The organism is Bradyrhizobium sp. USDA 241 (assembly GCF_049739505.1).
Classification (GTDB): Bacteria; Pseudomonadota; Alphaproteobacteria; order Rhizobiales; family Xanthobacteraceae; genus Bradyrhizobium; species Bradyrhizobium liaoningense.
In genome coordinates, this window is record NZ_JBMGPZ010000004.1 from 327,651 (window position 1) to 347,413 (window position 19,763).

Here is a 19,763-nt window from a genome sequence, read left to right on the forward strand (position 1 = left end):
GCGCGGCACATCCGCCACGCCATCCCGGTGATCTCCAGTCATCCTGGAACGACACCATGCACTTAACCGCCTTCGCGTGTTTCTGCCGCAAAACCTCGCACGCGTGTTAGTGCAATTCGCGGTCCCAGTGTGCCGACAACGTCTCAGCATGAACAATGCCGTAGTTAACGCCTATACGCATTAACCCGACCGTAAGCACTGCGATCAGTGAGACGGCGCGGCATCGGATTTGCTCTTCGGGCGAGCGAGTCTTTTCCTGTAAATTTGAATAGAACAAGCGCGGTCAGAGAATCATGAACAAGCCAGCCACGATCGACTTCGCGACAGCCACGGCAATCAATGTCTCCGGGGCTACAACACCCACCCAGGCGCTGCATGATCTCGTCCCCGGCGAGGCCCGCGACAGCCTGCTCGCCGTCCACGACGTGCTGCGCCGCGAGTTGCCGCAGGACCGGCTCGCCATCTATGAAGCCGGCGGCGGCTCGTGCAGCGTTCTGCCACCGGAATTGCTGAGCCGCAGCAAGGTCACGGTCGTCGACATCGACGAGGACCAGGTCCGCAACAACACCTACGCCGACGAGGCGATCCGCGGCGACGTCCAGACCTACCGCTTCGGGCGCGAGACCTTCGACCTCGTGATCTGCTACAACGTCATCGAGCACCTGCCGAACGTCGACGCGGCGCTCCTGAATTTCCGTGACGCGCTCAAGCGCGGTGGGATGATCCTGATCGGTGCGCCTAATCCGCGCTCGCTCTCCGGAGTCGTCACCAAGTATTCGCCGCACTGGTTTCACGTTTGGTTCTACCGGCACATCCGCGGCATCAAGGACGCCGGCCTGCCCGGTGAGCCGCCGTTCCCGACGTTCTTTCATCCGCTGGTGACGCTGCCCCGGCTCGAGGCATTCGCGACCGCCAACGGCCTCGAGATGATCTATCGTCGTGAGGTCGAGAGTCCGCGCTATCCCGAGATGCGCCGGCGCAAGCCGTTGTTTGCGGCCCTGGTCGACGCCGGCGCCGCGGTGCTGAACGCCGTGCTGCCGCGCGGCACCGACGTCCGTCGCGGCGACTATCATGTCATCCTGCGGAAGCGCTGACGGCCATGACGCGTGCCCGGCCCCTTGCTGGACGAGCGACGGCTCGAGACCACGCTGCGCGCGGTAACGAATCGTTAATCCCTGGAAGATCCCGGTATCGCGAGCGTCACGAGGACGCGCGTAGGGGTGGCATGCGCTTAAACGCTTTGTTTGCCATTTCCGTGAATAGTCCCTCAGCGAGTATGGTTAATTTTCCCTGTTGCGTTGATTGGGCACCCATATGCCGGGTGCGTGGCGTAAAGCGAAGAGTAACCCCTCACGCGAGCTATGGCGGAATCTGGGTGATGACGGTGTGAGGAAGGCGGCGTATCGAGGCGGGTGACGAGCCTGCCAGAACCTCTCGAGGAGAGCGATACGCCATGACCGAGACTACCAATGTTCTTGCTTTCCGTCAGCCGTCCGCGGTTGATGATCCACTGACCGATATCGTTCGTGCCGGCGCGCGGGACCTGCTTGCCAGGGCGATCGAGATCGAGGTTGGCGCGTTTCTGGCCAGCACGGCCAATCTGACGCTGCCCGACGGTCGAGCGCGCCTGGTCCGACATGGGCACGGTCCGGTGCGCGAGATTGCGACCGGCATCGGTCCGGTGGAGGTCGCTCGTCCCAAGGTCCGCGACCGCGGAGCGAGCGGGCCAGGCGACCGCCTCCGCTTCAGTTCGGCAATCCTGCCGCTATGGGCGCGGCGGACGAAGAGCCTGGATGCCTTGATCCCGGTCCTCTATTTGCGCGGCATCTCGACCGGCGACTTCCAGGAGGCGCTCTCGGCGCTGCTCGGCAAGGATGCGCCGAACCTGTCGCCTTCGGTGATCGCCGGCCTGAAGGCCGATTGGCAGGTCGAGTACGAACGCTGGCAGAGACGCGATCTGTCGGCGCGTCGCTATGTCTACATCTGGGCCGATGGCGTGTACCTGCAGGCCCGCATGGAAGATCACAGCGAATGCATGCTGGTGCTGATTGGCACCACGCCGGAAGGCAAGAAGGAGCTGATCGGCTTCCAGGTCGGCGTGCGCGAGAGCGCGCAGAGCTGGCGCGAACTCCTGATCGACCTGCGGCAACGCGGGTTACGGATTGCCCCGCAACTCGCCATCGGCGACGGCGCCCTCGGCTTCTGGAAGGCACTGGACGAGGCCTTTCCCGGCACGCGGCACCAACGATGCTGGTGCCATAAAGTGAGCAACGTACTCGACAAGGTCGCCAAATCCGTGCAGGGCCCCATGAAGAACGACCTGCGGAACATCTATCTGGCCCCACACCGGGCCGAAGCTGAAACCGCGATCGACGTCTTCGTCGAGAAATACCACGTCAAATACGGACGTGCGGTGGAGTGCCTGATCAAGGATCGCCATGCGCTGCTCGCCTTCTTCGACTTCCCTGCTGAGCACTGGATCCACCTACGCAGCTCGAACCCGATCGAGAGCGTCTTCGCCACGGTGCGCCACCGAACGGTGCGGACCAAGGGATCGCTGTCGCAACAAACTGCGAAGCTGATGGTGTTCAAGCTCATCGACGCCGCATCGAAGACCTGGCGGCGATTGAAGAGCACGAACCAGTTGCCGAAAGTCATCGCCGGTGTAAAGTTCATCGACGGAATCGAAGTCATTCCGAACACTGAAAGCCACGCCGCCTGATCAGGCCGCGTCACCCAAAATCAGCCATAGCTCCCCCTCAGCCCGCGGCAGTTGGAATGAAAGCTGGGGATCATGCTTGACTATAACCAGCCGATCGATCGGACCGGACCGGCGGCCCCGCAACGGAAGCCTCAGGCCGGCTTCAACGTGCTCGAGCTCGTCAACTTGCTCTGGCGGCGAAAGGTCGCGATCGCCGCGGCCGCCCTGCTCGGCGCGACGCTCGCGGTGGTCGCCGGCAAGAGCGTGACGCCCCGCTACACCGCCACCGCTCAGCTCTATGTCGACCCGCGCGAGCTCCAACTCGTCGATCGCGAACTCACGCCCCGCGCCCAGGACATCTCCGGCATGTCCATGGTGGTGGAGAGCCAGGCGCGCCTGATCACCTCCAACAGCGTACTGCTCCAGGTCATTCAGCAGGCAGGTCTCGACAAGGATCCGGAATTCGGAGGCGGCGACGGCAGGAGCCTGATGTCGTCGCTGCTCGGCCTGATCGGCCTGCACCCCCGCGCGCCGTCTGCCGCGGAGAAGAATGAAGTGCAGCTTGCTGCGCTCGACGCATTGAACAAGCACATCACCGTCCGCAAGACCGAGAAGAGCTTCATCGTCGACATCGAGGTCTGGTCGACGGATCCCGCGAAAGCGGCGATGCTGGCCAACACGCTGACCAATGCCTACCTCGCCGAATCCCGCAACTCGCAGGCATCGGCGGCACGGCGCGCCACCAACGATCTCTCCAGCCGCCTGAAGGAGCTGCGCGAGCGGCTGCGCAACGCCGAGACTGCGCTTGCCACCTACAAGGCCCAGAACAATTTCGTCGGCACCCAGGATGCGCTGATCAGCGACCAGCAACTCTCCACCAGCAACCAGCGGCTTTCCGCGGCCCGTGCGGCGACGATGGATGCGCAGGCACGGCTCGATCAGATCGAGGCGAGCCGGCGCGCGGCCACGGATGCAGGTGCGATCCCCGAGGCGCTGCAATCGCCGACGATCGCGAATCTGCGCGCGCAATATGCCGATGCCCGCAAGAAATATGCGGAGCAGGCCGGCGAGCTCGGGCCGCGCCATCCGGCGCTGCGCCAGACCGAGAAGCAGGTCGAGGACCTCAAGCGTACCATCAACGAAGAGATCGACCGCTTCGCCCAGTCCGCCAAGAACGATTTGACGCGCGCCCGCGATTTCGAAGCCTCGCTCAACCGGGCGCTGGAGGCCCAGAAGCGGCAGAGTGTCCAGCTCAGCCAGGCCGCCGTACGCCTGCGCGAGCTCGAGCGCGAAGCCGATGCCAGCCGCGACGTCTATCAGTCCTTTCTCAAGCGCTCCCGCGAGACCGAGGAGCAGGAGAGCCTGAACACGTCGGCGGCCCGCGTCATCGGCGAGGCGACGGTGCCGCAGCGGCGCTCGTTCCCGCCCGCAATGAGCTTGTTCGCCATGATCGGCTTCATCTTCGGGGCGATCGCGGCCTCGAGCTGGTTCGTCGCGGTCGAGTTGCTATTCACCGGCGCGACCGCACCAGCGCCGGCGCCTGCCCGTCCACAGCGCGCGCCGGCGCCGGATGCAGATGCAGTGAGAGCTCCGCAGCGCGCGCCCCCGCCGGAGGCGTCGCCGCCTCAACCGGCCTCGCGAATTCCGGAAGTCGAACAGATTCCGCCGGAACTTGCCGCGCCCCCGCTCCAGCCTTCGATGGACGAAAAGCCCGTGATCGAGAAGCCGCTGATCGCACGCTTCCAGGAAGCCGACGTCATCCACACGCTCGGCGCCATCCTCGCTACCGGCGGCGGCGTCGACCTCACGCGGCTGGGTTGGCCAACGCTCCGCCCCGGCTTTCCCCTGACGACACTGCTTAACGCCTGGCGTGACATGCGCGCGGCGGTCGTCCGGCGCGCGGGCGGCAAGGCGATGCCGGTCATCGCGCTTGTCGGTGCCGGCGAGACCACCGGACGTAGCGTGACCACGCTGAATTTCGCGCTGGCCGCCGCCCGCGACGGCGCCCGCGTGCTGATGATCGATGCCGACCATCAGGCACGCTCGCTTTCGAACAAGGTCAGCCGTCCCAGCAAGAGCGAACCGAGCAGGCTCGGATGGCTCTCGATCGGCAGCAAGGACGCACGCGAGATCAAGACGGTCAACGGCATCTCGGTGCTGCCCGCCGCGGAGGGCGATGCCGACAAGGCTGCCGCCGCGATCCGCAAGGCGATTGCGCAGGCCCGTTCCGCCGGCGGCTATGATCTCGTGATCCTCGACGGCCCGGCGATGCCGCTCTCGGCCGGCGGCCGCAAGCTGCTCGACGACACCGACTCGCTGGTGGCCGTGCTGCCGACCAGCCTCGACGTCAACGACAGCCTGGAAGAGATCCTGGCCGCGCTCGGCCCCGCCGAGCGCAAGCTCGTCGGCGTCGTGCTCGACGAGCTCACCCCTGCAATCCAAACGCGCCATCGAGGCAGACAATATGCTTGAGCGCCGTGTCAACCTCGACGGACGGGCAGCGACTGCCGAGGTGCCGAGAATCACCGTGGGCGGGCTTCGCATGGCCGCGCTCGACCTGGAAGCCACCGCCGATTTCATGATCGAGGCGACCGATCCTGACAGTCGCATCGGCCGTCCGCTGTTCCTCACTTCGGCCAATGGCGAGGTGCTGGCGCGCTGCTCGACCGAGCCGCAGACCGAGCGGCTGTTCCGCGCCGCCGACCTGATCAACGCCGACGGCCAGCCTCTGGTCGCGGCCTCGAAGCTGCAATCCTGGTTCCCGCTGCCGGAGCGCGTTGCGACCACGGACCTGTTTCATATCGTTGCGCGCAAGGCTGAGGCCGTCGGCCGCACGTTCTACATGTTCGGCGCAAGCGAGGCCGAGAACGCCGCCGCGGTCGAGAACGTCCAGAAGATGTATCCCAGGCTCAAAATCGTCGGACGCAGCCACGGCTATCTGCGAGGCGAGGCGCTGCGCGCCAAGGTCGAGGAGATCAATGCCCTTGCACCGGACTATTTGTGGGTCGCCCTCGGCGTGCCCAATGAGCAGGCATTCGTAAGAGATTTCACGCCGCATCTCACCAATGTGGGTGTCATCAAGACGTCCGGCGGCCTGTTCAATTTCCTGTCAGGCAGCCGTTCCCGCGCGCCGCAATGGATGCAGAAGATCGGACTCGAATGGGCCTGGCGCACCTTGCTCGAGCCACGCCGCCTGCTGTGGCGCTATTTGACCACCAACCCCCGCGCGCTCTATCTTCTCCTCAGCCGCAACCGCCCCATCCGCTAGAAGAAGAGTAGAAGACGACATGACCGACCGACCGACCGTCCTCGTCACCGGGGGTGCGGGCTATATTGGCTCGCATGCGTGCCGCGCATTGACCGCCGCCGGCTATCAGCCCGTCGTTTATGACAATCTCTCGACAGGTCATCGCAGCTTCGTCTCCGGCCCGCTGGTGACGGGCGATCTGCTCGATGGCGCGGCGCTGGCCCGCGCCTTTGCCGACCACAAGGTCACAGCGGTGATGCACTTCGCGGCGGCGAGCCTCGTCGGGGAGTCCATGACCGACCCGCAGAAATACTACATCAACAACGTCCAGGGCACGTTGTCGCTGTTGCAGGCCATGCGCAACGCGGGCTGCCATCGCATCGTGTTCTCCTCGACCGGCGCCGTCTACGGCAACGCCGATTCCAAGGCGCTGCCGGAAGACTTCCCCTGCGCGCCGATCAATCCGTACGGCGCATCGAAGCTGATGATCGAGCGCATGCTCGCCGACTACCGCACCGCCTATGGCTTCGGTGCGTTCTGCCTGCGCTATTTCAATGCCAGCGGCGCCGATCCGGCCGGCGGGATCGGCGAGCTGCGCGACAACGAAACCCATCTCATTCCACGTGCGATGATGGCGCTGCAGGGCCATGTCGACTTCGCGGTGTTCGGCGACGACTACGACACGCCCGACGGCACCGCCATTCGCGACTACATCCACGTCACGGACCTTGCGGCCGCGCACGTCGCGGCACTGAAGCTTCTGGAACAAGGGCATGCCGGCGGCAGCTTCAATCTCGGCACCGGTTCCGGTTTCTCGGTACGCGAGATCCTCGACGCGATCAGGCAGGAGGCCGGACGCGAGGTGCCGCACAGCGTCAAGCCGCGCCGCGCCGGCGACCCCACCTATCTGGTCGCGGATCCTTCTGCCGCGAGAAAGGTGCTGAACTTCGTGCCGCGCCACTCCGATCTGCCGACGGTCATCCGCACGGCCTGGGCCTGGCACCAGAAGGCGCACCCGTTCAGGTCGCGCTAGGCGACCGTATTGCAGCTTGCCGGCGGGTACCTTAAGCCGCTAAAGGGAATGAAGAGGCTATGAAAACCCGCGCCGGCCGCTTTTCCGGCCGCCGGGTGCTTGTGGTATGGCCGCCGATGGAGCGGCATACGTGGCTGCGCGACGCGCCGTTCTTCAAGCTTCAGGACCACGACCGCGTGCGCGCATCGGCCTGCTTTCAGGCGCGACAAGGAGCACGGAGCGAATGCCTCAGGCCGCAAGCCTGCAATTCGAGCGCGTGGTGAACGAATTCGCCCGCTGGCTCGCCGTGCCTGAGGACGAACGGTCGCCGGCGCCGGCTTGGTGGTGGGGACCCGCGATGGCGGTGCGCGACGCGCGCGAGCCTATGCCAGGTGCGTGGTCGTGCACGCTCGGCCTCGGCGGCGGATCGACCTTTGCCGACGGAGCGCGCCTGCTTCTCGCCCTGTTCGAGGATCAGACCTCACTGCCATGGCCGGACGATTTTCCGCGCAAGGCGGAACGCGAGGCTGACGAGTCCCGTGAGCTGCACCCGCTGCCGTCAGACGACAGCGCGTTTCAACCGTAGCGCCGCGGCCTCCTCGGCGACGGGATCCCGCTCCGGCTGGAGCGGCGGCGCGACGGGCAGCACCATCGGCCGCAGCAACTCCGCGATCTGCCGCGCCGGCAGCGGCTTGGAGATGAGGAAGCCCTGCATCTCGTCGCAGCCATGGGTCCGCAGGAACGCCTCCTGCTCGGCATTCTCGACGCCTTCGGCGACGACCGTCATGCCGAGTGCCTTGCCCATGCTGATGATCGCCTGTGCGATCGCCTGGTCCTCCGAATCCTGCGGCAGGTCGCGCACGAAGGAGCGGTCGATCTTGATGGTGTCGATCGGAAAGTGCTTCATCAGCGACATCGACGAATAGCCGGTGCCGAAATCGTCGATGGCGAGGCGGATGCCGCGGCTCTGGATGGAGTCGAGGACTTTGAGCGCGCGACCGACATTGCGCATCATCATGCTCTCGGTGACCTCCAGCTGGAGCAGCACCGGCGACATGCCGCTGGCGGCCAGCGCTTCGTCGACGTCCTGCAACAGATGCTCGTCGACAAACTGGCGTGGCGACAGGTTGACCGCCATCGACAGCGGCAGCAGGCCGTGGCGCTGCCAGGCCATGGCTTGCGCGCAAGCCTCATTCAGCACCCAGCGGCCGATCGGCACGATCAGCCCGGTTTCCTCCGCAAGCGGAATGAATTGCGCCGGCGAGACATTGCCGAGATCGGGATGAGCCCAGCGCAGCAACGCTTCGACCCCCGTGATCTGGCCGGTCCCCATGTCCACCTTGGGCTGGTAGTTCAGCGAGAACGGCTCGCGCTCCAGCGCGCGGCGTAGTGCGCTCTCGAGCGACAGCCGTTCGATCGACTGCGTCTTCACCTCCTTGGAGAAGAAGCGGTAGCCGTTCTTGCCGTCTTCCTTTGCGAGGTACATCGCCATGTCGGCGTTCTTGGTCAGCGTCTGCGCGTCGGAGCCGTTGGCCGGATACATCGCGATGCCGATGGAGGCCGTAGTGTGGCACTCGTGGCCAGCCAGCTCCATCGGCTCGGCGAGCGCCGCGAGCAGCCCCGTCGCGATGCGCTGGACGTCGTCGATCTCGCCGCACTGATCGAGGATCACCACGAACTCGTCGCCGCCGAGTCGCGCCACCACGTCGCTGGCCCGCAGCGCGCCGCGCAAGCGGTTCGCGACTTCGAGCAGGAGCAGGTCGCCGGCCTCGTGACCCAGCGAATCGTTGATGACCTTGAAACGATCGAGATCGATGAACAGCACCGCAAAGCGGTGATCGCGACGCTGCGCGGTGTCGATCGCCGCGTGCAGCAGCTCGTTGAAGGTCTCGCGGTTCGGCAGGTCCGTCAGGCTGTCATGCGAGGCGAGATACTCGATCCGCTCGTCTGCCTGTTTCTTCTCGTCGGCGCGATCGAAATTCTCCATCGCGAAGGAGACGTTGTCGGCGAGGCGCTGCAACAGCTCGACGAACTCGGGCGTGAAGGTCGCCGGTTCGGTCGACATGTAGATCATGACGCCGACGGCCTGGTCGTGCGCGATGAGCGGAAACGCGGCGCCCGACCGCGCGCCGTCCCCGCGCACGATGGCGTGGAAGACACGGACGCGGTCGTCGTTGAGATAGTCGTTGCTGATGCAGGGCTGGCGCGTGCGGAACGCCGTGCCGCTCATGCCGCGCCCTTCCGGTCGCTCCGGATCGATGGAGAGACAGACGTTGCGCGTGGTGTCGGCGGACGGGCCGGCGGCGGCTACGATCTCGAGCTGGTCCGTGCCGGCCCTGGCCAGCGCAATCGTGGTCGAGGTGAACTTGGCACCGTTCGATGCCGCAAGGCATACGAGCTCGAACAGCTCGGCACGCGACTTCGCCCGCATGATCGCCTCGTTGGTCGCGCTCAGAGCCGCGAACATGCGCGTCAGACGCTCCTTCTGCGCTTCGGTGCGGACCTTCTCCTCGGCGCGATCGAAATTGTCGAGTGCAAAGGAGACGTTCTCTGCCAGGCGCTCGAGCAGCTGGACCAGATCGGGGGTGAACGTATCCTCTTCCAGCGCGAGGAAGAGCAGAATGCCGACCGGCTTGTCGCCCGCCCTCAGAAGCGGGAAGCTCGCCGCAGCACGCGTTCCATCCTCGATGGCCTTTGTGCGCCAGTATGCCGACCGCGGCTCGTTCAGATAGTCGTTCATGACACTGGGCCGGCGGGTTCGGAGTGAGGTGCCGATGATGCCCTGGCCCTCGGGATGGCCGGCGGAAATGTTACAGGTCCGTCCAGCCATGCGCTCCTTCAGGCGCCCCTTGACCGCAACGACTTGAACGAGCTCGCGCTCCTCATCGATGATGCCGATCATCGCCGAGGCAAAGAGATCGCCGAGCACAGCCGCCTGGCAGGCCGCCTCGAACAGCTCCTCGCGCGTCTTGGCGCGCATGATGGCTTCGTTGGTCGCGCTCAGCGCCTCGAACATGCCGCTCAGACGATTGCGCTGCTTGTCCGCTCGCGCCTTCTCGTCGGCGCGGTCGAAACTTTCGAGGGCGAAGGCGACATTGGCCTGGAGTTTGCGCAGCAGCTCGACGAGCTCCGGCGTGAAGGTGCCACGCTCCGGAGAGTTGAACAGAAAGACGCCCTCCACCCGGTCGCCGTTGAACAGCGGCAACGCCGCGGAGGATGCGATGCCGTTGCGGCGGGCGCTGGCCTGCCAAGGCGCGATGCGATCATCGGCGAGCACGTCGTTGCTGACGGCGGGCTGGCAGGTGCGGAACGCCGTGCCCGTCAGTCCGCGCCCCTCGGGCACCCGGTCGGAGCTGGAGAACGTGAAGTTGCGAACCTGATCCGCATTCGGTCCGTAGCAGGCGACGACGCGGAGCAGCTCGGCCCGACGATCGACCAGCGCGATGGTGGCCGAGGTGAACTTGGCTCCCTTCGCGGTCGCCTCGCAGACGAGGTCGAACAGCTCGGACCGCGACCGCGCACGCAGGATCGCCTCGTTGGTGGCGCTGAGCGCCGCATACATTCGCGCCAGGCACTCTTCTTCCGCGGCGATCCTGGCTTTCTCGGCCTCGCGGCCGAAATTCTCGATCGCGAACGAGACATTCTCCGCCATGCGCAGCAGCAGCGCGACGATCTCCTCGTCCTTGGCCCAGGAGCGGCTGATGAAGAACAGCAGCACGCCGACGCTTTCGCCGCGCTTGATCAGCGGCGCGACGACGCACGCGGCAACGCCGGTGTCGACGTTGGCCTGCTCCCAGGGCGAGCCCCTGGTGCGGCTGGCGAGATCGTCCTCGACGATGGCTTTCTGAGTCCGGAACACTTCGCCGGAAATGCCCTTGCCATAAGGATTCTCCGGATCGATCGAATAGCGCGCCTGGGTGACCAGTTCGAGGTTCTGTCCGGTTGCGGCGACCGGAATCATCCAGTGCGAATCCGGCTTGCGGAGCAGCACGATGGTCGCCAGCGACTTTCCGCTGTGCACCGAGGCATCGCACACGAGCTGGTACAGCTCCTGCTCGGTCTTGGCGCGCAGGATGGCTTCGTTGGTGGCGCTGATGGCACCGAACATGCGGTTGAGCCGCCGTGTCGCCCGCTCACTTGCCTGCCGCGCGGTCTCGCGCGCGAAATTGTCCAGTGCGTAGGATATGTTCGCCGACATGCGCTCGAACAGCGACACCATCTGCTCGTCCAGCGAATTGGCTTCGCTACGCGTCACGTACAATACACCGACGCTCTTGCCGTTGCAGAGCAGCGGCAGCGCCGCGGCCGCACCGATGTGAGCCTTGGCGACGCCCTCGCGCCACGCCAGCGAGCGCGGATCGTTCAGATAGTCGTTGCTGATGCACAGCTTCCGATCGCGAAAAGCCTCGCCGCCGACGCCGGATCCTTCAGGTGTGCCGGCTTCCGTCGTGATCACAATCGAACGGAGCCGCGGAATGTCATCGCCACAGCCGGCCGCATAGCGCAGCCGCCGGCCGTCCGGCTCCACCAGGAACACGGCAACGGCCAGAAAATCCCCGCTCGAAAATCCGGCGTCGCAGACCTTCTGGTACAGCTCGTCCGGCGATCTCGCGTAAAGGATCGCTTCATTGATGGCGCTCAACGCCGCAAGGGTGCGCGCGAGTGTCGTCGGCACGATCTCAGCTCCCGGGCATTTCTGCCTATTTGTCCCGGTGACTTTATCAGCGGCGATCGCCTAAGTGGTCGTTATTGCGCACTGCAAACCGTCGATCAAAGTGAACGAGCAGCGAACGAGCAACACAAAACTGCGGGAAACGCCGCCGCGCGGGACGAATCATCGGTCAAAGGCGCGTTCTCTCCACGAATTTGCAGCCCTGCGATGGTTTACGGGAGATTGATATCACTCCTTCGCTTTGAAACGATGGCACCCAACAAGCAGCCTGTCACGGGCACCAAGCCGAGGGAACGCCATGCCGCGGACGTCTACTATCCCGGTGAGATCGAGGGCTTGCGCGAGCAGCAGCGCCTGCGCGACGGCATCGAGATCGAGGATGCCACATGGGAAAAATTGCGCGCTCTGGCGCGTGAGTACAGGCTCGACGCCGTGCTCGATCTGGCCTGACGGCATCAGGAGGACAGCAGCATGAATCGGCAGATGGTATTGGTCGGCTTCCTCCAGGCGCAGAACTGCACGAACCTGCCGAGCTCCTGGCGGCATCCGGACTCGCGCAGCGATTCGATGTCGGCGGACTATTATCAGGAAATCGCCAGGATCCTGGAAGCCGGCAAGTTCCACATGGCCTTCTTCGACGACCGCCTCGCGATGCCGGACCGTTACGGCAACGACCACGCCCACACCGTCGAATACGGCATCCGCTGCGTGAAGATGGATCCGCTGATCGTGCTGACCACGATGGGCATGGTCACAGAGAAGCTCGGCCTGGGCGCGACCTGCTCGACCACCTACTATGAGCCTTTCGACGTGGCGCGCCGCTTCGCAACGCTCGACCTGATGTCGGGCGGGCGCGCCGGCTGGAACGTCGTCACCTCGCTCAATGACGGCGAGGCACTCAACATGGGCCGCGACTCCCACCCCGAGCATGATTCCCGTTACGACCGCGCCGATGAGTTCATGGAGGTCGTGCTCGGCCATTGGGACACCTGGGAAGACGGCGCGCTGATCATGGACAAGCAAAGCGGTCGCTTCGCCGACCCTACCAAGGTGAAGCGGCTCGACCACAAGGGACCAGCCTTCAGGTCGCGCGGGCCGTTCACCGTTCCGCGTTCGCAACAAGGCCATCCCGTGATCATCCAGGCCGGCGCTTCGGGCCGCGGCCAGCGCTTCGCAGGGCGCTGGGGCGAGGTGATCTTCACCGCCGCGCGCAATCTCGCCGCCGCCAAGGACGGCTATGCCGCTGTGCGCAACGAAGCGGCGACGACCGGCCGCGACCCTGACAAGATGTTCCTGTGCAATCTGACCACGCCGGTCTGCGCTGCAACCAAGGCTGAGGCCGAGGACAAGATGGCGCTGATCGACAAGCTGCCGCTCCAGATCGACGCGCTGTCGCTGCTCGCCGAAGCACTCAACTACGATTTCGCCTCCAAGGATCTCGACGAGCCGCTGACGACGGAGGAACTGAAGAGCATGCAGGGCATCCTGGGCATCCGCGACGGCGTGCTGAAGGCGTCAGGCAAGAGCAACCCGAGCGCCCGCGACTTCGTCACCTTCTCCGGCCGCGGGCAAGTGCAGGACGCGATGGTCGGCGGTCCCAAGGAGATCGCGGACAAGCTGGAGGAGATGTTCGTCGAGCGCGGTTGCGATGGCTTCGTCATCGCCGCAACCTACGTGCCCGGCTCCTACGCCGATTTCGTCAAGCATATCGTACCAGAATTGCAGCGTCGCGGCCTGTTCCAGAAGGACTATCGCGGCAGGACGCTACGGGAAAATCTCGGGCTCGAGCGGCCTGCTGCCGGCGCCTGGAGAGTGCAGCCGCGCGAGGCTGCGGAATAACGGGGACATGACATGCGCTGGCTGAAATTCACCGCTTCGGGCAAGACGTCCTGGGGGATCGTTGAAGGCGACCGGGTGATCGCGGTCGATGGCGATCCCTTCGCCGGATGGCAGCGCACCTCGCGGATGCTGCCGTTGTCCGAGGTCAAGATCGAATTGCCGCTGATCCCGCGCACCTTCTATTGCGTCGGCTTGAACTATCTGAAGCACCTCAAGGAAGCCGCCGACAAGCGCGGCGAGGTGCCGGCCGTCCCGGACAGGCCCGAGATCGGCTATCGCGCGCAGAACGCACTGATCGCACATGACGAGGCGGTCGTGATCCCCTCCTTCGCGACGGACAAGATCCACTACGAGGGCGAACTCGTCGTCGTCATCGGCAGGAAGGTGAAGCATCTCACCGAGCAGAACGCGATGGATTGCGTGTTCGGCTACACCATCGGCAACGACGTCAGCGAGCGCAGCTGGCAAAAGGCGGATCGCAGCCTGTGGCGCTCCAAGAACGCCGACACGTTCAAGCCGATGGGGCCGTGGATCGAGACCGAAGCCGATCTCGAAAAGATGGAAACCATCGTCCGCGTCAACGGCAAGGAGACCAACCGCTTCGCGACCGCCGACATGATCTTCGGCGTGGTGCCCTTCCTGGTCGAGCTGACCAGGTATTTCACGCTATGGCCCGGCGACGTGATCTGGATGGGCACCGACGGCGCCTCGCCGGATATCAAGCACGGCGACGTCGTGGAGGTCGAGATCACGGGCGTCGGGACGTTGCGGAACAGGTTCGTGCGGGAGGAGCGGTAGGCTGACCTCCCCTGCGGCACTTCCCGCAAGTCAGAACGGCAACGCCACGCCCGTCTTGATCTCCTTCAGCACAACATTGCTGCGGACGTAGCGGATGCCGGGGATACGGAACATGAACTCGTCGAGGAAGCGGTTGTAGGCCGCCATGTCCTGCACGACGACGCGCAGATGATAGTCGGCGTCGCCCGTGGTCGCAAAGCACTCCAGCACCTCGCGGCGCGTCGTGACCCTGGCCACGAACTCGTCGACGAACTTCGCGTCATGCCGCTCCAGCGAGACGTGGAGGATGGCCGACATCGCAAAGCCCGCCTGCTCTCGCGCGACCAGCGCCGCATAGCCGCGAATGACGCCGCTTTCCTCCAGTGCCCGCACCCGGCGCCAGCAGGCCGAGGTGGACATGCCGACCTCGTCGGCCAGCTGCTGGTTGGTGGCACGGCCGTCCCTTTGGAGATGGGCGAGAATCCTGGTGTCCTGCTCTTCGATCATGCACATCCTCAAGACGACAGTTTCTACCAGAAACGGGCACCTAGAGCTGGCCCCGGTTGTTTGGACAGCGCCCCGCTGGATTTAAGTGGATTCCTGCCGGGTTATGCTGAACGCGGGGCTTTACGGTTTTGTCGTTGCGTCGGGAGGGCGTAGCCCGACCAGAGCGACGACAAAACCGTCGGCGACGGTCATGCGGCCATCACCATAGCTTGCGTGCCGAAGTAAGCCTCGTCGGGCGTGCGCCCGTCAAGGCTCGAGTGAGGGCGTCCCTGATTGTAGAAGGCCAGATACTTGGCAATTGACGCTCGCGCCTCGGACACGCTGTCGTAGGCGCGGAGATAAACTTCTTCGTATTTGACCGTGCGCCAGAGCCGCTCGACAAACACGTTGTCGCGCCAGGCGCCCTTGCCGTCCATGCTGATGGCGATCTTCGCGTCCAGCAGCACATCGGTGAACTCGAGGCTGGTGAACTGGCTGCCCTGATCCGTGTTGAAAATCTCGGGCCTGCCGTGCTTCGCCAACGCCTCCTGGACCGCTTCGACGCAGAAGGCCGCCTCCATTGTGATCGAGACGCGATGGGCCAGGACCCGTCGGCTGAACACATCGACGACCGCCGCGAGATAGACGAAGCCACGCCGCATCGGAATGTAGGTGATGTCCATTGCCCACGCATGGTCGGGCCGCTCGATCTTCAATCCGCGCAACAGGTACGGGTAGATCTTGTGACCCGGAGCCGGCTTGCTCGTGTTCGGGCGACGATAGACCGCCTCGATCCCCATGCGCTTCATCAGCGTCGCGATGTGGCGGCGACCGGCGTATACGCCCTCCCGCCGCAGCAACGATCGCAGCATACGCGCTCCCGCGAAGGGATAATCGAGATGCAGCTCATCGAGCCGACGCATCAAGGCAAGGTCCTCGGCCGAAACTGGCCGAGGTTCATAGTAGACCGTGCTGCGAGCCAGCTTCAGGACCTTCGCCTGGCGCACGATAGAAAGATCATGATCGCGGTCGATCATCGCTTTGCGCTCAGCAGGCCCGCCTTGGTGAGCGCGCCGGACAAAAAATCGTTTTCCAACGCCAGCTCGCCGATCTTGGCATGTAACGCCTTCAAATCGACCGGCGTCTCGGCCGATGTCTTGTCATGCCCAAACACGCCGGCGGCGCCTTCCAGGAGCTGGTTTTTCCAGATCGTGATCTGGTTCGGATGAACATCAAACAGTTGCGCCAGCTCCGCCAGTGTCTTGTCGCCTTTGACCGCAGCCAAAGCAACCTTCGCCTTGAATGCCGGAGAATGCGTCCGGCGGCTCTTCTTCGTCATCTTCGCTCCTGATTCGCAGCAAGAATCCTCGCCGCTGTCAGGCAGAAAATCCACTCAAGCTACTGTCCGAATTTGCGGGGCCAGCTCTCCTGATGCAAAATTCTACCGAATTATTCATCTGTGTGGGATAAATAGGTAAGACCTACCAGCGGCCTAGGCATAACCTTCCATCATCCGGCAGGATGCCGCGCGAGGTCCGCCATGGACGCCATTCCGTCACTCGACAGTTACGAGCTCTCCGACCGCTACGAGCGCCAGGAGGGCCGCGTCTTCCTCACAGGCACGCAGGCCATCGTCCGCATCGCACTCGATCAGGCGCGTCGAGACCGTACGGCCGGGCTCAATACCGCCGGCTTCATCTCCGGCTATCGCGGCTCTCCGCTCGGCGGCGTTGACCTCGAACTGTGGCGCATCCAGGAACGGCTCAAACGGGACCGCATCGAATTTCTTCCGGCCGTCAATGAAGACCTTGCGGCAACAGCGGTGCTGGGCTCGCAGCAGGTCGAAACGCAAGCCGACCGCGAAGTCGATGGCGTGTTCGGGCTGTGGTACGGCAAGGGCCCCGGCGTCGATCGATCTGGCGATGCGCTCAAGCATGGCAACGCCTATGGCTCCTCGCCGCATGGCGGCGTGCTGGTGGTCGCAGGCGACGACCATGGCTGCGTCTCCTCTTCGATGCCGCACCAGTCCGACGTCGCCTTCATGAGCTGGTTCATGCCGACGCTGCATCCGGCAAGCGTCGGCGAATATCTGGCATTCGGCGAATATGGCTATGCGCTGAGCCGTTTCTCCGGCATGTGGGTCGGCTTCAAGGCGATCTCGGAGATCGTGGAATCAGGCGCCTCGGTCGCGCTGCGCCCGCCGCGCGCTTTTCTCACGCCCGACTTCACGCCGCCGCCCGGCGGCCTGCACTATCGTTGGCCCGACCTGCCGGGCCCGCAGATCGAGGAACGGCTGGAGGCGAAGAAGCACGCGGTCTACGCCTTCGCCAAGGCCAACCCGATCGACAGGCACATCTACGACATTCCGAACGCCACCTACGGCATCGTCACCACTGGCAAGGCGCATCTCGATCTGATGGAAGCACTGCGGCTGATGGGCCTCGACGAAGCAGCCTGCCGCAGCATCGGCATCGACGTCTACAAGGTCGGCATGGTCTGGCCGCTGGCGCTGCATGATGCGATGGACTTCGTGAAGGGCAAGCGCGAGATCCTGGTGGTCGAGGAGAAGCGCGGCATCATCGAGAGCCAGTTCAAGGAGTATTTTTACGACTATCCCGGCAGCAAGCCCGAGCGGATGGTCGGCAAGCACGACGAGACCGGTGCACGGCTAATCTCATGGATCGGCGAATTGTCGCCCCGCGCGCTCGCGAACGTGCTCGCGCGCCGGCTCGATCCGATGTTTCCGGGTCTCAATCTCGCCGCGCGCGCGGCCGCCCTGATGCCGGAAGCGGCGCGCACCATCAACGTCAGCGGCGCGACGCGTACGCCCTATTTCTGCTCGGGATGTCCGCACAACACGTCGACGAAAGTGCCGGAGGGATCCAAGGCCCTCGCCGGCATCGGCTGCCACTTCATGGCGAGCTGGATGGACCGCGAGACCTCCTCGCTCATCCAGATGGGCGGCGAAGGCGTGAACTGGGCGGCATCGTCAAGATTCACCGGCAACAAGCACGTTTTCCAGAATCTCGGTGAAGGCACCTATTATCACTCCGGCTCGATGGCGATCCGGCAGGCGATCGCAGCCGGGGCCAACATCACCTACAAGATCCTGTTCAACGATGCCGTCGCGATGACCGGCGGCCAGCCAGTCGACGGCCCGGTCAGCGTGCGTGCCATCGCCCACAGCGTCCGCGCCGAAGGGGTTGAGCGCATCGCACTGGTTTCGGATGATCCCGCGCAATTCAGCCCGGCCGACTTGCCCAGCGGCGTCACCATCCATCCCCGCGAAGAAATGGACGGCGTGCAGCGCGAGCTGCGCGACGTCTCCGGCGTGTCCGTCCTGATCTATCAGCAGACCTGCGCCACTGAGAAGCGACGCCGTCGCAAGCGCGGGCAGATGGCCGATCCCAAACGTTTCGCCTACATCAACGACCTCGTCTGCGAAGGCTGCGGCGATTGCTCGGTCGAGTCCAACTGCCTCAGCGTCGAGCCGAAGGAGACGCCGTTCGGCCGCAAGCGGCAGATCAACCTGTCGGCCTGCAACAAGGATTTCTCCTGCCTCAACGGCTTCTGCCCGAGTTTCGTCACCGTCGAAGGCGCGACGCGCCGGAAGAAAAGCGCGAACCAGATCGACGCGGTCGGCCGCGCGGCCGCGCTACCCCTGCCCACGCCCGCAACGCTCGAGCGACCCTACGATCTGCTGGTGACCGGCGTCGGCGGCACCGGCGTGATCACGGTCGGCGCGCTGATCGGCATGGCTGCGCATCTCGAACGCCGCGGCGTCTCGGTCCTGGACTTCACCGGCTTCGCGCAGAAATTCGGTCCCGTGCTGAGCTACATCCGCCTCGCCGCCAGCTCCGACACGTTGCATCAGGTCCGCATCGACCAGGGCGCGGCCGACGCGATGATCGGATGCGATCTCGTCGTCAGCTCATCGCCGAAGGCGTCCGGAACCTACCGGAAGGGCACGCGCGCTGCGCTCAACACCGCGGAGATGCCGACCGGCGACGTCGTCCGCTTCCGCGACGCCGATCTCGCCTCGCCAGCCCGCCTGCGTGCGATCGGCCACGTGATCGGCGAGAGCAATCTCGGCGCGATCAATGCCAATGCGCTGGCCGAACGGCTGCTCGGCGATGCCGTCTATGCCAACATCATCATGCTCGGCTACGCCTGGCAACGCGGACTGGTGCCGGTCTCGCTGCAATCCCTATTGCGTGCGATCGAGCTCAACGGCGTCGCGATCGAACGCAACAAGCAGGCCTTCGCCTGGGGCCGGATCGCCTCGGCCGATCCGGATTTTCTGCCGAGCACCGGGGCTGCGCCCGAAGCCGAGACGCTCGACCAGCTCATCGCCCGGCGCGTGGATTTCCTGACCACCTATCAAAGCGCGGCCTATGCGGCGCGCTACCGGAAGATCGTCACAGAGGTCCGCGACGCCGAAGCGAATCTGAACAGCGAGGCGTTGACCGAGGCCGTCGCGCGCGCCCTGTTCAAGCTGATGGCCTACAAGGACGAGTACGAGGTGGCGCGGCTGCACATGCAAAGCGGCTTCCTCGACGAGCTGAAGCGCGAATTCGAGGACGGCTTCAGCATCCAGTATCACCTCGCCCCGCCGTTCCTGCCGTCGCGGCGCGACGCACGTGGACGTCCGCGCAAACGCGCCTTCGGTCAGTGGATCCAGGTGCCTCTGACCGTGCTCGCGCGCTTGAAGGGGTTGCGCGGGACGCGGTTCGATCCGTTCGGCTATGCCGCGGAACGGCGCGTCGAGCGCGAACTGATCGGCTGGTATGAGGGCCTGATCGAGCAAGTGCTCGGCCGGCTGGACACGGCGCCTCTTCCGAACCTGATCGCGATCGCAGGAGCTCCCATGGAGATCCGCGGTTATGGCCCGGTGAAGGATGCCGCGATCGGGAAGGTGAAGTCCAACATCGAGCGGCTGCTCACCGAACTCCCCACGCCGTCGCCGGCAAGGATGCGCGCCACCGGTTGACGCGGCGCCGGCGAGGCTTCAGCCTCTGAACCTGAAGGG

General features: G+C 64.8%; 12 protein-coding genes and 1 pseudogene. 10 read left to right on the plus strand and 3 right to left on the minus strand.

Features of this window, described 5'->3' with window-relative positions:
• Positions 1-293 precede the first annotated feature (293 nt).
• The 6 genes from ABIF91_RS11310 (at position 294) to ABIF91_RS11335 (ending at position 7,546) form a co-directional block, all read left to right on the plus strand.
• The gene (locus tag ABIF91_RS11310; protein WP_028182440.1) at positions 294-1,094 is read left to right on the plus strand and encodes a class I SAM-dependent methyltransferase; all 801 of its coding nucleotides are present in this window, start codon (positions 294-296) and stop codon (positions 1,092-1,094) included.
• A 359-nt stretch (positions 1,095-1,453) separates the two neighbouring features.
• Entirely contained in the window at positions 1,454-2,722 is a 1,269-nt protein-coding gene (locus ABIF91_RS11315; RefSeq protein ID WP_038952271.1) for an IS256 family transposase, read from the plus strand.
• Between the two features lie 72 nt (positions 2,723-2,794).
• A complete protein-coding gene (locus tag ABIF91_RS11320) occupies positions 2,795-5,173 on the plus strand; it encodes a Wzz/FepE/Etk N-terminal domain-containing protein (RefSeq protein ID WP_028181135.1) in 2,379 nt (792 codons plus the stop codon).
• On the plus strand, positions 5,166-5,969 hold the full coding sequence (locus ABIF91_RS11325; RefSeq protein ID WP_028181134.1) for a WecB/TagA/CpsF family glycosyltransferase: 804 nt from the start codon (positions 5,166-5,168) through the stop codon (positions 5,967-5,969). The genes ABIF91_RS11320 and ABIF91_RS11325 overlap by 8 nt, the downstream gene beginning before the upstream one ends.
• Positions 5,970-5,988: 19 nt before the next feature.
• Complete coding sequence (galE, locus tag ABIF91_RS11330) at positions 5,989-6,981, plus strand: UDP-glucose 4-epimerase GalE (RefSeq protein WP_028181133.1); 993 nt, start codon at positions 5,989-5,991, stop codon at positions 6,979-6,981.
• Positions 6,982-7,204: 223 nt separating this feature from the next.
• Positions 7,205-7,546, plus strand: coding sequence for a hypothetical protein (locus tag ABIF91_RS11335; RefSeq protein WP_028181132.1), 342 nt, complete (start codon positions 7,205-7,207; stop codon positions 7,544-7,546).
• Here ABIF91_RS11335 and ABIF91_RS11340 read toward each other — a convergent pair.
• Positions 7,520-11,635 (minus strand): bifunctional diguanylate cyclase/phosphodiesterase, encoded by a 4,116-nt coding sequence (locus ABIF91_RS11340; protein WP_284278892.1) that lies wholly within the window; start codon positions 11,633-11,635, stop codon positions 7,520-7,522. The two genes, ABIF91_RS11335 and ABIF91_RS11340, sit on opposite strands and share 27 nt — an antisense overlap.
• Positions 11,636-11,938: 303 nt before the next feature.
• Between ABIF91_RS11340 and ABIF91_RS11345 the strand changes: the two are divergent.
• From ABIF91_RS11345 to ABIF91_RS11355, 3 genes and pseudogenes are all read left to right on the plus strand, one after another.
• Positions 11,939-12,082 (plus strand): annotated as a pseudogene (locus tag ABIF91_RS11345) (Ldh family oxidoreductase); the annotation flags it as partial.
• A gap of 21 nt (positions 12,083-12,103) precedes the next feature.
• A complete protein-coding gene (locus ABIF91_RS11350) occupies positions 12,104-13,471 on the plus strand; it encodes an LLM class flavin-dependent oxidoreductase (protein WP_035676260.1) in 1,368 nt (455 codons plus the stop codon).
• Between the two features lie 12 nt (positions 13,472-13,483).
• Positions 13,484-14,269: a fumarylacetoacetate hydrolase family protein gene (locus ABIF91_RS11355; protein ID WP_028181128.1), complete on the plus strand. Its 786-nt coding sequence runs from the start codon at positions 13,484-13,486 to the stop codon at positions 14,267-14,269.
• 30 nt (positions 14,270-14,299) lie between these two features.
• Here ABIF91_RS11355 and ABIF91_RS11360 read toward each other — a convergent pair whose 3' ends face one another.
• Complete coding sequence (locus ABIF91_RS11360) at positions 14,300-14,755, minus strand: Lrp/AsnC family transcriptional regulator (protein ID WP_028181127.1); 456 nt, start codon at positions 14,753-14,755, stop codon at positions 14,300-14,302.
• A gap of 188 nt (positions 14,756-14,943) precedes the next feature.
• Positions 14,944-16,073, minus strand: a protein-coding gene (locus ABIF91_RS11365) for an IS3-like element ISRj2 family transposase (protein WP_129557670.1) whose coding sequence is annotated in 2 segments (ribosomal slippage) — positions 14,944-15,821 and positions 15,821-16,073 — 1,131 coding nt in all. Because the reading frame shifts where the segments join, the coding sequence is not laid out codon by codon here.
• Between the two features lie 201 nt (positions 16,074-16,274).
• Here ABIF91_RS11365 and ABIF91_RS11370 point away from each other — a divergent pair.
• The gene (locus tag ABIF91_RS11370) at positions 16,275-19,724 is read left to right on the plus strand and encodes an indolepyruvate ferredoxin oxidoreductase family protein (RefSeq protein WP_424579155.1); all 3,450 of its coding nucleotides are present in this window, start codon (positions 16,275-16,277) and stop codon (positions 19,722-19,724) included.
• The last annotated feature ends 39 nt before the right edge of the window (positions 19,725-19,763 follow it).

Excerpts from the sequence above, each read along its gene's own strand:
- ABIF91_RS11310 (WP_028182440.1), top strand. The coding sequence starts at position 294 with ATGAACAAGCCAGCCACGATCGACTTCGCGACAGCCACGGCAATCAAT.
- ABIF91_RS11315 (WP_038952271.1), top strand. The coding sequence starts at position 1,454 with ATGACCGAGACTACCAATGTTCTTGCTTTCCGTCAGCCGTCCGCGGTT.
- ABIF91_RS11320 (WP_028181135.1), top strand. The coding sequence starts at position 2,795 with ATGCTTGACTATAACCAGCCGATCGATCGGACCGGACCGGCGGCCCCG.
- ABIF91_RS11325 (WP_028181134.1), top strand. The coding sequence starts at position 5,166 with ATGCTTGAGCGCCGTGTCAACCTCGACGGACGGGCAGCGACTGCCGAG.
- galE (WP_028181133.1), top strand. The coding sequence starts at position 5,989 with ATGACCGACCGACCGACCGTCCTCGTCACCGGGGGTGCGGGCTATATT.
- ABIF91_RS11335 (WP_028181132.1), top strand. The coding sequence starts at position 7,205 with ATGCCTCAGGCCGCAAGCCTGCAATTCGAGCGCGTGGTGAACGAATTC.
- ABIF91_RS11350 (WP_035676260.1), top strand. The coding sequence starts at position 12,104 with ATGAATCGGCAGATGGTATTGGTCGGCTTCCTCCAGGCGCAGAACTGC.
- ABIF91_RS11355 (WP_028181128.1), top strand. The coding sequence starts at position 13,484 with ATGCGCTGGCTGAAATTCACCGCTTCGGGCAAGACGTCCTGGGGGATC.
- ABIF91_RS11360 (WP_028181127.1), bottom strand. The coding sequence starts at position 14,755 with ATGATCGAAGAGCAGGACACCAGGATTCTCGCCCATCTCCAAAGGGAC.
- ABIF91_RS11370 (WP_424579155.1), top strand. The coding sequence starts at position 16,275 with ATGGACGCCATTCCGTCACTCGACAGTTACGAGCTCTCCGACCGCTAC.